This window comes from Paracoccus sp. KKT209 (assembly GCF_055635455.1).
This window is the reverse complement of sequence record NZ_CM145758.1, coordinates 1,198,021-1,211,054: the sequence shown is the minus strand read 5'-3', so window position 1 is coordinate 1,211,054 and position 13,034 is coordinate 1,198,021. Positions and strand designations below refer to the sequence as shown.

The following is a 13,034-nucleotide window of genomic DNA, read 5'->3' as shown; positions in this document are numbered from 1 at the left end:
AGCGCCCTTGCGCATTTTCGGGAAAAATCGCCCGACCCCCCTTGCGCGGGCCGCGGCCTTTGTCTAAACGCCCCTCCAACGGCGCTGTGGTAGCTCAGTGGTAGAGCACACCCTTGGTAAGGGTGAGGTCGAGAGTTCAATCCTCTCTCACAGCACCAGTTTTTCTTGAATGTCTTGAAGAACTTGCGGTAGTTCAGAGGCTTGAAGCCCCCTCGGTGGTATACAGAGGTGGCATACATGGCCCTCCGAATGCCCAGCCCAAGCAAGCACCCGAAGACCGGCGTCTACTACCTGACCGTTCGAGTTCCGTCTGACCTAGTGCAGTCTGGCGCGCGTCCTGTTGTGAAGGAGTCGCTGCGGACAAAGGACCCTGCCGAAGCCAAGCGCCGGTTCTCCCTTCGCTATGAGGAGTTGCAGCGCCAATGGCAGGCTACCCGCTCAGGCCCCACAGCAATCCGCTCATTCAGCTCTCGGCACTAGCAGGTGAGTGGCGCCGCGAACTGGATGCGGTAGTGGAGCTGGAACCTGGAGAGCCGCGCCTGTGGGAAACACTGATAGCTAAGACTGCTTCGGGCGAAGTTACCTCCGAAGGCTTGGCCAACTGGTACGGGGATGATGCTGACCGGTTACTTCGCAAGGCTGGGCTGAACGCCGACGACTACAGCCGTCAACGCTTTATCGGCCAGCTCCACTCAGTCGCCAAGGAATGGGCCGACTTCCAGCATCGCCGCTCTCAGGGCGACTTCCGGCCTGACCCGCTGGCAGAGAGGTTCCCTTTATGGCCCCCCGCTCAGGCCCCTGAAGCTGTCCCCTCCCCTGCCCCCTTCTCCATCACCGACGCATTCAGGCTGTGGGAACGCGATCATCTGGCTAACGGAAAGTCGGAGAGGACCACCGGAGACTTTCGGCAGAAGCTGGCTTCTCTGCGTACCATCGTGGGTCATGACGATGCCGGGAAGGTGACTCCTGAGGACATCTCCCTCTGGTGCGATGATCTGCGCCACAACAAGGGCCTCGCGGGCAAGACGGTCAGCCAGAAGTACCTAGGCTCCAGACCCATTGATTTTACGCCCTTTGCGTGATTCAGGCCGCCGCAAGGAGACCTGATCGATGAGCAACCTGTTCTGGCTGACCGAGGCGCAGATGGCGCGCCTTCGCCCCTACTTCCCCAAGAGCCATGGCCGTCCCCGAGTTGACGATCTGCGGGTGCTGAGCGGCATTATCTTCATCAATCGCAATGGTTTGAGATGGTGCGATGCGCCGAGTGAATATGGACCTGCCAAGACGCTTTATAATCGCTGGAAGCGCTGGAGTGACAACGGGGTCTTCGCCCGGATCATGGTCGGCCTGGCCGCCGAGAGCACCGATCCGAAGACAATCATGATCGATGCAACCTATCTGAAGGCGCATCGCACGGCTTGCAGCCTGCGGGCCAAAAAGGGGGGCGCAGTCGCCAGATTGGTCGAACGAAAGGCGGCATGAACACCAAGCTGCACGCCGTCACCGATGCGAAAGGCAGACCTATCCGGTTCTTCATGTCGGCAGGACAGGTCAGCGACTACACCGGCGCAGCGGCGCTTCTGGACGGCCTGCCGCAGGCTGATTGGTTCTTGGCGGACCGAGGCTATGATGCTGACTGGCTGCGAAAAGCGTTGCAGGACAGAGGGATAAAAGCTTGTATCCCTAGCCGGAAGTTGCGCAAGAAAACCGTGAAATACGACAAGCGCCGCTACAGAAGGCGCAATCGCATCGAGATCATGTTCGGGCGGCTGAAAGACTGGAGACGTGTCGCCACGCGTTACGACAGGTGCCCGGAGACATACCTCTCCGCAATAGCATTGGCCGCAACCGTCCTATTTTGGCTGTGATCAAGAACGAGTCCTGAGCCTAGTCGCGGTGCTGGTAATGGTGGCGCTGATCTCATTGCAGGTCGGCTCTCGTCTCGCTGGCATCTCGGTGCCTTGGACCGAGGAATTGTCGCGTTTCATGTTCATATGGACGATCTGGATGGGGCTTGCCGCCTCGTTCCGCAGCGGGGCGCACCCTTCGCTGCAACTGATCCCCGAGACCGCGCCCCGCCCCGTGCTGCTGGTCATGCGCGTTGCCCAGGTTCTGGCTTGTGTCACGTTGTTCACGATCGTCGGTTGGCACGGCTGGTCGCTTCTGAACCAGCAAATCCGCTTTGGTGAGCAATCTCCGATCCTGCAGGTCGGTATGTGGTGGGCGACATTGCCGCTGGTCCTCGGCTCAGCTCTTGCGATCCTCGGGGCCCTGCTGGACAGCCTGCGCCCCTTGTCCCCACCCCCAACGGAGCCCGCGCCATGAGCCTCACGCTTATCGCTGTCTTTTTCACGCTCGCCATCCTTGGCGTTCCCCTGTCCGTGTCGCTCGGCCTCGGCACGCTGTCGGTGCTGTGGTGGTTCGACCTGCCGATCAGCATGATCACGCAGCGCATGGCCACCTCGATCAATTCGTTCCTGCTGATCGCGGTGCCGCTGTTCATCATGGCGGGCCTGATCATGGAACGCGGCGGTCTGTCCGAGCGGATCTTTGATGCCGCGCAATCCCTGATCGGCCGCTTTCGCGGCGGGCTGGGACAGGTCAACATCACCTCGTCCTTCGTCTTCGGCGGGATATCGGGGTCCTCTGTGGCTGATATCGCCAGTCTCGGGCCGATCACGATCCGCTCGATGACCTCGCGCGGCTATCCGCTGGACTATTCGGCCGCCCTCACGCTGATCACCGCCACGCTTGCGACATTGGTGCCACCGTCGATCCTGATCATCATCTCTGCCTCGGCTGCGGGACTTTCGGTCGGGGGCGCGCTGGCCGGCGGCCTTGGTCCAGGCATCCTCCTCGCCGTGGCGCTGGCACTTTACAATTACTGGATCTCGCGCCGCCGCGGCTATGGGGCGCGGATGGCTTGGGACGGGCGGCAGGTGATCCGCGCGCTGCTGCGCGCCGCGCCCTCCGTCGGCGCCCCGATCATCATCCTGACGGGCATGTTCTCGGGGGTTGTGACGCCGACCGAAGCGGCGGGGCTGGCCGTTCTCTATACACTGCTGATCGCCGGGCTGGTTCATAGCGAGATCGGCTGGCGCGATATGCTGGAGCTGGCGATCGAGGCCGGGCGGACCGCCGGGGCGGTTCTGCTGATCCTGATGGTCGCCAGCGCCGCGACCTATATCTTCACCATCGATCAGTTGCCTCGGAAGGCGTCCTCCCTTCTGGCCTTCTTCGACGCCTCGGGCTTCTTGGTGCTGATCCTGATGGGGATCGTTTTCCTGATCGTGGGCATGCTGATGGACATTGTCGCCGCCGCGCTGATGCTGATCCCGGTTCTGATGCCCGCAGCCGTGCAGGCTGGCGTCGATCCGATGCATTTCCTCGTGTTCATGAGCGCGGCGCTGGCCGTGGGTCTCGCCTCGCCGCCTGTGGGGACCTGCCTGTTTGCGACAGCCTACGTTGCCCGGCTGCCGATGCAGGCGCTGGTCCGGGCAGCGCTGCCGTTCTATGCCATCAACATCATCGTGCTGGTGATCGTCGCGGCCCTGCCTCAGATCGTCCTATGGCCGGTATGGCTGCTGACATGATGGGCGTCGCCTATGTCGTGATGGGCGTCTCGGGCTGTGGCAAAAGCACGGTTGGTCGCGCGCTGGCCGCGCGACTGGGTCTGCACTTCCGCGATGGCGACGAACTGCACTCGTCAGCCAACATCGCGAAAATGGCCCGTGGAGAGCCCTTGACGGATGTCAATCGTGAGCCGTGGTTGCGCGCCGTTGGGGCTGAGCTTCGGCCCGGCACCGTCATGGCATATTCGGCCCTTCGCCGCCGTTACCGAGACTTATTGCGTGAGGTTGCGCCAGCAGATGTGCTGTTCATCTACCTGCACGGCACGCGAGAGACCCTGATCGAGCGGATGCGCCACCGCAATGGCCACTTTATGCCCATCGCCCTCTTAGACAGCCAGGTCGCTACGCTGGAAGAGCCGGGATGGGATGAACGTCATCTCAGAGTTGGCATTGCGCCGCCGACCGCGCAAATCGTGCAGACGATCATTTCTTCAGTTTCGAAATAGCAAGCCGTTAAGCCGAAAAGGCCGCCGAAACTGTGGGCGTCCGGTTCGGGAAAGATGCATCGCAGCAGCTGATATAGGCTGAACGACTGCTTAGGGCCGACTGCTCTTGCCGGCGCCGCATTCGCTGCGGCAGTCATGATTGTCCGCGTTGGGCTCGTCACGACGATCTGCGTCCCCTTACAACGGGCACGTGCCGCTGGAGATATCTCCACGCGCATGCGCCTCAATGCGGCCGATCATGCTCTATCGGATGCTGCGGTGTAGGTTCTTCGATTGGCCAATGGCGCTCGCCGTTCCAAGATCGCCGGGGCTCACAGGAGACGAGTTCGACGAACTGCAGCAACTTTGTCTGGCTTCTTCTAGTCCAGACTGGATCGGCGGCGGGCACCACTGGCTTCGGTTAGTCCGGGTTAGAACGACGTCTTGTCCGCGCCCTTCAGCGCCAGCATCTCGCGCGCCTCGTCCGGTGAGGCGACCTCAAGGCCCAGCCCCTCGATGATCTGACGTGCCGCGCGGACCTGCTGGGTGTTACTTTCCGCAAGCTGTCCCGGTCCGGCCCAGATTGAGTCCTCGAGGCCCACGCGAACATGACCCCCAATGGCGGCCGCCATGGCTGCGATGGGCAGCTGGTTGCGGCCGGCGCCGAGGACGGACCAGCGGTAGTTGTCGCCGAACAGCCGGTCCGCCGTGCGCTTCATGTGCATGACATCGTCGGGATGTGCTCCTATCCCCCCCATTAGGCCAAAGACGGTCTGGATGAACAGCGGGCCCTCGACCAGCCCCTCATCCACGAAATGCTTGAGGTTGTAGAGGTGGGCGGTGTCGTAGCATTCGAATTCGAACCGGGTGCCGTTCGCGCCGAGCGTCGTCAGGATATGCTCAATATCGGCAAAGGTGTTGCGGAAGAGGATTCCTTTATCCGAGAGGTAGGTCCGCTCCCAATCATGCTGCAGCTGGCTCTCGAACCGCTTCAGCATGGGGAAGAGGCCGAAATTCATCGAGCCCATGTTAAGCGAGGCTAGCTCGGGCTTCCAGGTGGCGGCGGGACGGACGCGCTCGGCGATGCTCATGGTCGGGGCGCCGCCGGTGGTGATGTTCACCACGCAATCCGAACGCTGCTTGATGACGCGGAGGAAGGGCTCGAACGCGTCGGGGGTCTGGTCGGGGCGGCCGTCCTTCGGATCGCGCGCGTGAAGGTGGACGACCGCGGCGCCCGCTTCGGCTGCCCCAATGGCGGCTTCAGCAATCTCGCTGGCACTGACCGGCAGGTGCGGGGACATGGACGGGGTATGGATTGCGCCGGTCACGGCGCAGGTGATGATGACTTTGCGGGCTGCGGGCATCTTACGTCTCCTTTTCTGCGTTCAGGTGGCGGGCCAAGGCGGCCAGCCGGCGGTCGCGCGCCATGGTTAGGACCGGCACCTCGGCCGGAGTGGGCATGGCCTCGGCTACGATTTGGGCGGCGCCAGCGCTGAAGGCCTCGCCGCGGGCGGCGCCGTCCGACAGTCGCGCCATGGTGGGGCCGTAGCGGTTTAGATAGTCCGCCACACCGCCAGGAGCGTTCAGGTTGATTGTCGCCATCGGCCCCATCAGCGTCCAGCGGCGGCCGAGCCCGTAGGCTATCGTATCGTCCAGCCCCTGCGGCGTGACGATGCCCTGCTGGATCAGCGACAGCGCCTCGGCCAGAACGACCGCCTGCAGGCGGTTCAACACAAAACCGTCCACCTCGCGCGTCATGCGGACGGGCACCTGCGCCACGTCCCGCATCAGCGCCTCGGCGCGGTCCATCACCTCGGGCGTGGTGTCGGGCGATGGGCATAGTTCGACCACGGGGATCACGTGTGGTGGGTTCACCGGGTGCGCGACCAGCACCCTGCCCCGCCCGGCAAGGCCGGCCGCGAAGCTGGAGGCGACTAGCGCCGAGCTGGACGAGGCCAGGACCGTCTCCGGCGCGGCAATGGCGTCCATTTGCGCGTAGAGGTCGCGCTTGATCTCTAGCTGCTCGGGGCCGTTCTCCTGCACCCATTCGGCGCTGGTCAGGGCGTCCTGCAACGTGTCGAAGATCTGCACCCGCTGCAGCGCGGCCGGATCGTCGCCGCTGACTTGGATCGTCGCCTCTAGAAGGCCCGGCAGCGCGTCGCGCACCTCGGGAACCGGATCCCATAGGCGGACGTCACAGCCTGCGCGCGCGAAGACGATGCTCCAGGCCCGGCCGATCAGGCCGCAGCCGATTACGGCGATGGTTCGTGTCATGGGTTCCCTCTCCCTTTGCCGGTCATGCGGACCGCGCCGCGCCGACGGGCGCGGCAGTCAGATCCGCGGCCGCATCGATGATGTCGCGGATGATGGCGTCACGCAGCGCGGCGCCGTTGCCCCGACGCAGGGCCTCCATGGCCGCGTCGTGGCTGCTCATCGAGCGGTCGAAATGCAGCGGTGCGGTGACGGCGGTGCGGATTAGCGGGCCGACGCGCAACCACATGCCGCGGATCAGCCCCATCAGCACCGGCCGCTCAGCCGCCTCGTAGATCAGCGAATGAAAGCGCCAGTTGTTCTCCAGATACATGTCCGCATCCCCGGCATCCGCGGCGCGCTGCATCAGTTGGCACGCGTTCTCGATCAGGCGAAGCCGCGAGGGGCGCATGCCCGCGATCGCCACTTCGGCGGCAAAGCCCTCAAGGTTGGTCCGGATGTCGCGGATGTCCAGCAACTCGGCCGGGCTGAGCACCGGCACGCGCAGGACCCGGTTCCCGCCGAAAACCTCGAGCCCGCCATCGCTTTCCAGCTGGCGCAGCGCCTCGCGCACGGGCGTGACGCTGGTCCCGAGAACGGCGGCGGCGCGGCGCAGGCTGATCTCTTCGCCAGGGCGGAAGTAGCCGCTGATCAACGCCTCGCGCAGGGTGCAGTAGACTTGGGACTGCGCCGTCTGCCCCTCGCGCAAGGCTAGCGGGCCGATGCGGGACCACCCGTCGCGATGTGCCGCTGCTGCTGATCCCCGTTCCAAATCGTGACCTCACCTTGAGCTTGTTCTCTTATAAAGATGTCGCTGATTCGGGTTCTTGTCCAGTAATCGCGTAACTTTTTCCATGTTGACGATTCTCAAAAGGAGGTTTTAGCTAAAGTGAGATCACAGTTTGGCCGTTGGCGCTTGACCCAGAGGAGGGGGATGGCGCCAGCTTCATCGACGGGAGGAAACGACATGCGGCACTTCACCACCATCATTCCAGCTGTTCTGCTGGCGGCAGGCGCGGCCAGTGCGCAGGACACGCGCAGCTTCGAGGTCAGCCTGCCCCTCGGCCCGGAATCCCACCAAGCCGTTGGCGTCCACAAGTTCGGCGAAGAGCTGGAGCGGCTGTCCGAAGGACGCCTGACCATCCGCCCGCAATACGACAACGCTCTGGGCGCCGAGCGCGAGGTGGTGGAGGGGATGGGCCTAGGCCTCATCGACATGGGCATCACCTCGACCGGGCCGATGGGCGGCTTTGTCAACGACTTCCTGCTCTTCGATCTGCCCTATATCTTCACCAGCGCCGAGGCCGCCTATGGCTTCCTCGACGGCGAGCATGGCGAAGCGCTTGCCGAGAAGCTGGAGAACGAGGCTAATGTGAAGATCCTCGGCTGGATGGAGAACGGCTTCCGACACAACACCAACAACGTCCGCCCGCTGAATAGCCCGGACGACCTGAACGGCATCCGCCACCGCACGCAGGAAAGCCGCGTGCAGGTGGACACTTGGACCGCACTTGGTGCCAACGCTTCGCCCATGGCATGGACCGAGGTCTTCACAGCTTTGCAGCAGGGCGTGATGGACAGCCAAGAAAACCCGATCCCGACCATCTATGACGTCAAGTTCTACGACGTGCAGCGTTACCTGAACCTGACGCAGCACGTCTATTCCCCGGCTCCGCTGATGATGGGCGCGCAGCTCTTCAACTCGCTGTCGGAGGAGGATCAGGCTCTCGTGCTGGAAGCCGCGGCTCTTGCGGTGCCCGTCCAACGGGAGGCGTCGCAGCGGATGGAGCAGGATCTGATCGCCGAGCTGGAGAGCCTCGGCATGACCGTGACGCGCCCCGATCTGGCGCCGTTCCGCGAGCGGGTGCAGCCCGTGATCGATCAGTGGAAGGACACTGTTGGCGCCGAGCTGGTCGAGGCTGCACAAGCTACCTCGTCGTAAGGCGGCACGGCCGGGGCACCGAATCCCGGAAGGCCCTTCGACCAATCATGAAAAGGGGGAAGCGATGCAAGCTGTTCTGAAGGCTGTTGTTCGCAGCGTTGAGGGAGTCAACTGGGTGATCGGCTGGCTTATGGCGGTGCTGATGGCCGTGATGACGGTGCTGATTAGCTGGCAGGTCTTTGCGCGCTACGTGATGGGCAACTCGCTGACCTTCTCCGAGGAAGTGGCCCGCTTCTCCACCGTCTGGCTGACGATGCTGGGCGCGGCCTATGCCTATCGCTACGGCGCGCTGATCGCGGTCGAACTACTGCCGGGCCTGGTGGGTCCCCGCATCGCCACTGCGCTGAAGATTGCCGTGGCCCTCGCTTCGGCCGTGTTCGCGCTGGTGCTGCTGCGCGAGGGATGGGCGATCACGCAGCGCGTCCTTCCCCAAACGGCGCCCAGCACGCGCGTCTCGATGGCTTGGCTCTACGCGGCCATGCCGGCGGGCGCTGCGATGATCCTGCTGAACGCGCTTGCCGTCATCGCCGACAGCCTTCGGCCGCAGCCACGGGTCCAGCCATGACCGCGATCCTCTTCGGCGTTCTTCTGGTCCTGCTTTTGGCGGGGGTGCCGGTGGCCTTTGCGCTCGGCCTCGCCGCGATCGCAACGATCTGGCAGGGCGAGCTGATGCCGATGCTGATCGTCCCGCAAGAGATGATCCGCTCGATCAACTCGTTCCCCCTGCTGGCCATCCCGTTCTTCATCCTGGCCGGCAACTTGATGCAACAGGGTGGCATCTCGCACCGGCTGGTCGCCTTCTCGCGCACGCTCGTCGGCAGCATGAATGGCGGGCTGGCGATGGTCGCCATCGTCACGTCGGCCTTCTTTGCCGCGATCTCGGGCTCGGGCGCGGCGACGACGGCCGCGGTGGGCGCGATCCTGATCCCGGCGATGGTGGCGCAGGGCTACAGCGCCTCCTATGCGGCGGCAAACCAGGCAGCCTCGGGTGCACTGGGCGTCATCATCCCACCGTCCATCCCACTGATCCTTTACGCCATCTCGGCCAACCAGTCGGTGGGTGACATGTTCGCTGCGGGCTTCCTGCCCGGCTTCGTCGTCGTAGGTGGGCTGATGATCTTCGCGTGGCTTCACGCGCTGCGCCACCCTGCCGTCCGTGATGAGCGCGCAAGCGTGTCTGAGATGCTGCGGGCCGGCCGCAAGGCGATACTGGCGCTGCTGATGCCCGTGCTGATCCTAGGCGGCATCTATGGCGGCGTCGTCACCCCGACTGAGGCCGCGGTCATCGCCGTGGTGTATTCGCTGCTGGTCGGTGTCCTAATTTACCGCGAGCTGCCGCTGCGGGCGCTTCCCACCATTTTGCGCGACAGCGCAATCACCTCAGCCGTGGTGCTCAGCATCATCGCGACGGCAGGGCTTTATGGCCGCATCATCCTGTCGCTTCAGGTGCCGGCCGCCATCTCTGATTTCGTCATCGGCGCCATCGAGAGCCCATGGCTGTTCATTATCCTCGTCAACGTGCTGCTCCTTTTTGTCGGCATGTTCCTGGAAGCGGCAGCAGCGATCCTGATCTTCACCCCGATCCTGCTGCCCATCGCGATTAACTTCGGCATTCATCCCGTGCATTTCGGCATCATCATGGTGGTGAACCTGGCAATGGGCATGTTTACGCCGCCGGTTGGGTTGAACCTCTTCATCGCCTCGACCTTGGCGAAGACGTCGATCGCGCGGCTGTCGTTGGCGGTTCTGCCGTTTGTTGCGCTGATGCTGGGGCTTCTGATCATCATCAGCTTTGTGCCGTGGCTTTCTCTGGCGCTGACCGGCCGCTGAACCTCTGAAAGGACCCTACATGGACATGCAGCTTCAAGGAGCACGGGTGGTTGTGACCGCAGGCGCCCGCGGGATCGGCCGCGCCATCGTCGACGCGTTTCTGACCGAGGGCGCCCGCGTCGCCACCTGCGACATCGACGCTGAGGCGCTGGCGGGCCTGCCGGCCGAGGTTGCGCATGACCGGGTTGACGTATCGGATCACGCCGCCCTTGGCGCCTTTGTCAGCCGCATGGCCGAGCGAATGGGCGGGCTCGACTGCCTCGTGAACAACGCCGGCATTGCCGGTCCAACCGGTCGCATCGAGGAGCTGGACCTGGCGGAAATCGAGCGCTGCCTGTCGATCTGCCTGACCAGCCAATTCGTGACAATCGGCCACGCCGTGCCCTTTCTGCGCGACAGCGACAACCCGTCCATCGTGAACATCTCGTCCCTTGCCGGTCGGCTTGGGTTTCGGCTGCGCAGCCCCTATGCGGCGGCAAAGTGGGGCGTCATCGGGCTGACCAAGTCCATGGCCGCCGAGCTTGGCCCGGACCGCATCCGGGTCAACGCCGTTCTTCCGGGCCTTGTCGCGGGCGAGCGGCAGCGGCGGGTTCTGCAATCGCGTGCAGCCGCGCGCGGGATCGGCTTCGAGCAGGCCGAGGCCGAGGCGTTTTCGTTCACCTCGATCCGCGACTACGTCAGCCCGCAGCAGATCGCGGACCAGATCCTATTCCTGGCCAGCCCCCGCGGGCGCACCATCTCTGGACAGGCGCTGTCGGTCTGCGGCGATACAGGGATGCTGGGCTGAGGCCGGCACATCCAGCAAGGAGTCAGAGAGATCATGGCGATCCACCACCTGAAGACCGGCAAACCCGCCGAAGAACGCAGCCAGGACGACGACGCCGTCCGCGCCAGCGTTGAAGAGACGTTGGCCGCAATCCAGGCGCGGGGCGACGAGGCCGTGCGCGAGATGGCGGCGAAGTTCGACGGCTACACGCCGGAAAGCTTCCGCCTGTCCGATGACCAGATCCAGGCGCTGATCGCCCGCGTCGCACCGCGCGATCTGGACGACATCCGCTTCGCCCAAACCCAAGTGCGCCGCTTCGCCGAGGCGCAGCGCGCCTCGATGCAGGACATCGAGGTCGAGACGCTGCCGGGGGTCATCCTCGGCCACCGCAACATCCCCGTTCGGTCGGTCGGCTGCTACGTCCCCGGCGGCAAGTTCCCGATGGTCGCCTCGGCCCACATGTCCGTCCTGACCGCCGCCGTCGCCGGCGTGCCGCGGATCATCGCCGCCACGCCCCCCTTCAGGGGCGAGCCGAACCCAGCGGTGATCGCCGCCATGCACATGGCCGGCGCGCACGAGATCTATGTCCTCGGCGGCATCCAGGCCGTCGGCGCCATGGCGCTAGGCACCGAGACGCTCGCACCCGTCGACATGCTGGTCGGCCCCGGCAACGCCTTCGTGGCCGAGGCGAAGCGTCAGCTTTACGGCCGGGTCGGGATCGACCTCTTTGCCGGGCCGACCGAGACTATGGTAATCGCCGATGACACCGTGGACGCCGAATTGGTCGCGACCGACCTGCTGGGCCAAGCCGAGCACGGCTACAACTCGCCCGCCTGCCTTATCACCAAATCGCGCAAGCTGGCCGAGGGCACGTTGGCCGAGATCGAGCGCCTGCTGGCGATCCTGCCAACGGCAGATACGGCGGCGATCAGCTGGCGCGACTATGGCGACGTGATCCTCTGCGACACGCATGATGAGATGCTGCAGGTCGCCAACGACATGGCCTACGAGCATGTGCAGGTGATGACGGATCGCGACGACTGGTATCTGGAACAGATGCACAGCTACGGCGCGCTGTTTCTTGGACCGCGCACAAACGTGGCAAATGGCGACAAGGTAATCGGCACGAACCACACGCTGCCGACCAAAAAGGCCGGGCGCTATACCGGCGGCCTGTGGGTTGGCAAGTTCCTGAAGACCCACAGCTACCAGCGCGTCACTACCGACGAGGCGGCGGCAACCATCGGCGCTTATGGCTCGCGCCTGTGTCTGCTGGAAGGCTTCGTCGGCCATGCCGAACAGTGCAACATCCGCGTGCGCCGCTATGGCGAGCGGAATGTGGGTTACGGGGAGGCAGCGGAATGAGCAGCGACATGTTCCGGCTGGACGGCAAGCGTGCGCTGGTGACGGGCGCGGGTCGCGGCATTGGACTGGCCATCGCCCGCGCCTATGCTGAGCGCGGGGCCACCGTGACGCTCTGCGCGCGCAGCAGGGATGAGGTGGAAGCGGCCGTGGCGGACCTGCACGGCCAAGGTCTTGCCGCCGACGCGATGGTCGCCGACGTCACCGACATCCCGGCCTTCACCGCGCTGATCGAGACGCGGCCGGCCTTCCACGTCCTTGTCAACAACGCCGGGACCAACCGTCCCCGCCCCCTGTTCGAGATCACGCTGGATGACTACGACCTGATCCTAGGCCGGAACCTCCGCGCCGCCATCTTCGTGCTGCAGGCGGTGACGCGGCGGATGGTGGCCGAGGGAATCGCCGGCTCGGTCATCAACATGTCGAGCCAGATGGGCCATGTCGGCGCTGCGAACCGGTCACTTTATTGCGCGTCCAAGTGGGGGCTCGAAGGTTTCACCAAGGCCGCTGCGATCGAGTTGGGACTGCACGCCATCCGAGTCAACACCATCTGCCCGACCTTTATCGACACGCCCCTGACCCGCCCCTACTTCGAAGATACCGCATTCCGTGACGAGGTTTTATCGAAGATCAAGCTCGGCCGCCTCGGCACGGTGGATGATATCATCGGCGCAGCGGTCTTCTTGGCATCCGACGCATCCGGGCTGATGACGGGAAGTGCGTTGATGCTTGATGGAGGCTGGTCCGCAGGCTGAGTAGGCGCGCCTGCAGCGCACGCAATCAAACGCAGCAACTTGTAGCCGTCTATGCACATGCGGCTGATCAGC

The 13,034-nt window shown here is 64.3% G+C and carries 15 protein-coding genes and 1 tRNA gene; 13 read left to right on the top strand and 3 right to left on the bottom strand.

Going from position 1 to position 13,034, the window contains the following annotated elements; translation table 11 throughout:
- Window positions 1–83: 83 nt before the first annotated feature.
- The 7 genes from ACZ2G3_RS05960 (at window position 84) to ACZ2G3_RS05930 (ending at window position 4,078) form a co-directional block, all read left to right on the top strand.
- Window positions 84–158 (top strand) — tRNA-Thr (locus ACZ2G3_RS05960).
- A 79-nt stretch (window positions 159–237) separates the two neighbouring features.
- Window positions 238–480 (top strand): DUF6538 domain-containing protein, encoded by a 243-nt coding sequence (locus ACZ2G3_RS05955; RefSeq protein WP_470398332.1) that lies wholly within the window; start codon window positions 238–240, stop codon window positions 478–480.
- Window positions 423–1,082, top strand: a complete 660-nt coding sequence (locus tag ACZ2G3_RS05950; protein ID WP_470398330.1) for a hypothetical protein — start codon at window positions 423–425, stop codon at window positions 1,080–1,082. Before ACZ2G3_RS05955 ends, ACZ2G3_RS05950 begins: the two co-directional genes overlap by 58 nt.
- A 28-nt stretch (window positions 1,083–1,110) precedes the next feature.
- A protein-coding gene (locus ACZ2G3_RS05945; RefSeq protein ID WP_470395968.1) for an IS5 family transposase occupies window positions 1,111–1,868 on the top strand; the annotation gives its coding sequence in 2 pieces (ribosomal slippage) (window positions 1,111–1,432 and window positions 1,432–1,868; 759 coding nt in all).
- Between the two features lie 37 nt (window positions 1,869–1,905).
- Window positions 1,906–2,325 (top strand): TRAP transporter small permease, encoded by a 420-nt coding sequence (locus ACZ2G3_RS05940; RefSeq protein ID WP_470398328.1) that lies wholly within the window; start codon window positions 1,906–1,908, stop codon window positions 2,323–2,325.
- Window positions 2,322–3,593 (top strand): TRAP transporter large permease, encoded by a 1,272-nt coding sequence (locus ACZ2G3_RS05935; RefSeq protein WP_470398326.1) that lies wholly within the window; start codon window positions 2,322–2,324, stop codon window positions 3,591–3,593. The genes ACZ2G3_RS05940 and ACZ2G3_RS05935 overlap by 4 nt, the downstream gene beginning before the upstream one ends.
- On the top strand, window positions 3,590–4,078 hold the full coding sequence (locus tag ACZ2G3_RS05930; RefSeq protein ID WP_470398324.1) for a gluconokinase: 489 nt from the start codon (window positions 3,590–3,592) through the stop codon (window positions 4,076–4,078). The genes ACZ2G3_RS05935 and ACZ2G3_RS05930 overlap by 4 nt, the downstream gene beginning before the upstream one ends.
- 410 nt (window positions 4,079–4,488) lie before the next feature.
- On the opposite strand, the gene kce is transcribed toward ACZ2G3_RS05930, so the two are convergent.
- The 3 genes from kce to ACZ2G3_RS05915 are packed head-to-tail and all read right to left on the bottom strand — an operon-like array spanning window position 4,489 to window position 7,016.
- Window positions 4,489–5,421 carry a 3,5-dioxohexanoate:acetyl-CoA acetone transferase gene (gene kce / locus ACZ2G3_RS05925; RefSeq protein ID WP_470398322.1) on the bottom strand — a complete coding sequence of 311 codons (933 nt, stop codon included), beginning with the start codon at window positions 5,419–5,421 and terminating at the stop codon, window positions 4,489–4,491.
- 1 nt (window position 5,422) lies between these two features.
- Window positions 5,423–6,331 (bottom strand): 3-hydroxyacyl-CoA dehydrogenase NAD-binding domain-containing protein, encoded by a 909-nt coding sequence (locus tag ACZ2G3_RS05920; protein ID WP_470398320.1) that lies wholly within the window; start codon window positions 6,329–6,331, stop codon window positions 5,423–5,425.
- 22 nt (window positions 6,332–6,353) lie between these two features.
- A complete protein-coding gene (locus ACZ2G3_RS05915; protein ID WP_470398318.1) occupies window positions 6,354–7,016 on the bottom strand; it encodes a GntR family transcriptional regulator in 663 nt (220 codons plus the stop codon).
- Window positions 7,017–7,274: 258 nt separating this feature from the next.
- Between ACZ2G3_RS05915 and ACZ2G3_RS05910 the strand changes: the two genes are divergently transcribed.
- The 6 genes from ACZ2G3_RS05910 to ACZ2G3_RS05885 all read left to right on the top strand — a co-directional run bounded on the left by ACZ2G3_RS05910 (window position 7,275) and on the right by ACZ2G3_RS05885 (window position 12,962).
- Window positions 7,275–8,249, top strand: a complete 975-nt coding sequence (locus tag ACZ2G3_RS05910) for a DctP family TRAP transporter solute-binding subunit (RefSeq protein WP_470398316.1) — start codon at window positions 7,275–7,277, stop codon at window positions 8,247–8,249.
- Window positions 8,250–8,364: 115 nt separating this feature from the next.
- Window positions 8,365–8,814, top strand: coding sequence for a TRAP transporter small permease (locus ACZ2G3_RS05905; RefSeq protein WP_470398314.1), 450 nt, complete (start codon window positions 8,365–8,367; stop codon window positions 8,812–8,814).
- Window positions 8,811–10,079 (top strand): TRAP transporter large permease, encoded by a 1,269-nt coding sequence (locus ACZ2G3_RS05900; protein ID WP_470398312.1) that lies wholly within the window; start codon window positions 8,811–8,813, stop codon window positions 10,077–10,079. The genes ACZ2G3_RS05905 and ACZ2G3_RS05900 overlap by 4 nt, the downstream gene beginning before the upstream one ends.
- Window positions 10,080–10,098: 19 nt before the next feature.
- Entirely contained in the window at window positions 10,099–10,866 is a 768-nt protein-coding gene (locus ACZ2G3_RS05895) for an SDR family oxidoreductase (RefSeq protein ID WP_470398310.1), read from the top strand.
- Window positions 10,867–10,899: 33 nt separating this feature from the next.
- A complete protein-coding gene (gene hisD, locus ACZ2G3_RS05890) occupies window positions 10,900–12,210 on the top strand; it encodes a histidinol dehydrogenase (RefSeq protein WP_470398308.1) in 1,311 nt (436 codons plus the stop codon).
- Window positions 12,207–12,962, top strand: coding sequence for an SDR family NAD(P)-dependent oxidoreductase (locus ACZ2G3_RS05885; protein ID WP_470398306.1), 756 nt, complete (start codon window positions 12,207–12,209; stop codon window positions 12,960–12,962). The genes hisD and ACZ2G3_RS05885 overlap by 4 nt, the downstream gene beginning before the upstream one ends.
- The last annotated feature ends 72 nt before the right edge of the window (window positions 12,963–13,034 follow it).

Coding starts and splice junctions, on each gene's coding strand:
- ACZ2G3_RS05955 (WP_470398332.1), top strand. CDS start 238: ATGGCCCTCCGAATGCCCAGCCCAAGCAAGCACCCGAAGACCGGCGTC.
- ACZ2G3_RS05950 (WP_470398330.1), top strand. CDS start 423: ATGGCAGGCTACCCGCTCAGGCCCCACAGCAATCCGCTCATTCAGCTC.
- ACZ2G3_RS05940 (WP_470398328.1), top strand. CDS start 1,906: ATGGTGGCGCTGATCTCATTGCAGGTCGGCTCTCGTCTCGCTGGCATC.
- ACZ2G3_RS05935 (WP_470398326.1), top strand. CDS start 2,322: ATGAGCCTCACGCTTATCGCTGTCTTTTTCACGCTCGCCATCCTTGGC.
- ACZ2G3_RS05930 (WP_470398324.1), top strand. CDS start 3,590: ATGATGGGCGTCGCCTATGTCGTGATGGGCGTCTCGGGCTGTGGCAAA.
- kce (WP_470398322.1), bottom strand. CDS start 5,421: ATGCCCGCAGCCCGCAAAGTCATCATCACCTGCGCCGTGACCGGCGCA.
- ACZ2G3_RS05920 (WP_470398320.1), bottom strand. CDS start 6,331: ATGACACGAACCATCGCCGTAATCGGCTGCGGCCTGATCGGCCGGGCC.
- ACZ2G3_RS05910 (WP_470398316.1), top strand. CDS start 7,275: ATGCGGCACTTCACCACCATCATTCCAGCTGTTCTGCTGGCGGCAGGC.
- ACZ2G3_RS05900 (WP_470398312.1), top strand. CDS start 8,811: ATGACCGCGATCCTCTTCGGCGTTCTTCTGGTCCTGCTTTTGGCGGGG.
- ACZ2G3_RS05895 (WP_470398310.1), top strand. CDS start 10,099: ATGGACATGCAGCTTCAAGGAGCACGGGTGGTTGTGACCGCAGGCGCC.
- hisD (WP_470398308.1), top strand. CDS start 10,900: ATGGCGATCCACCACCTGAAGACCGGCAAACCCGCCGAAGAACGCAGC.
- ACZ2G3_RS05885 (WP_470398306.1), top strand. CDS start 12,207: ATGAGCAGCGACATGTTCCGGCTGGACGGCAAGCGTGCGCTGGTGACG.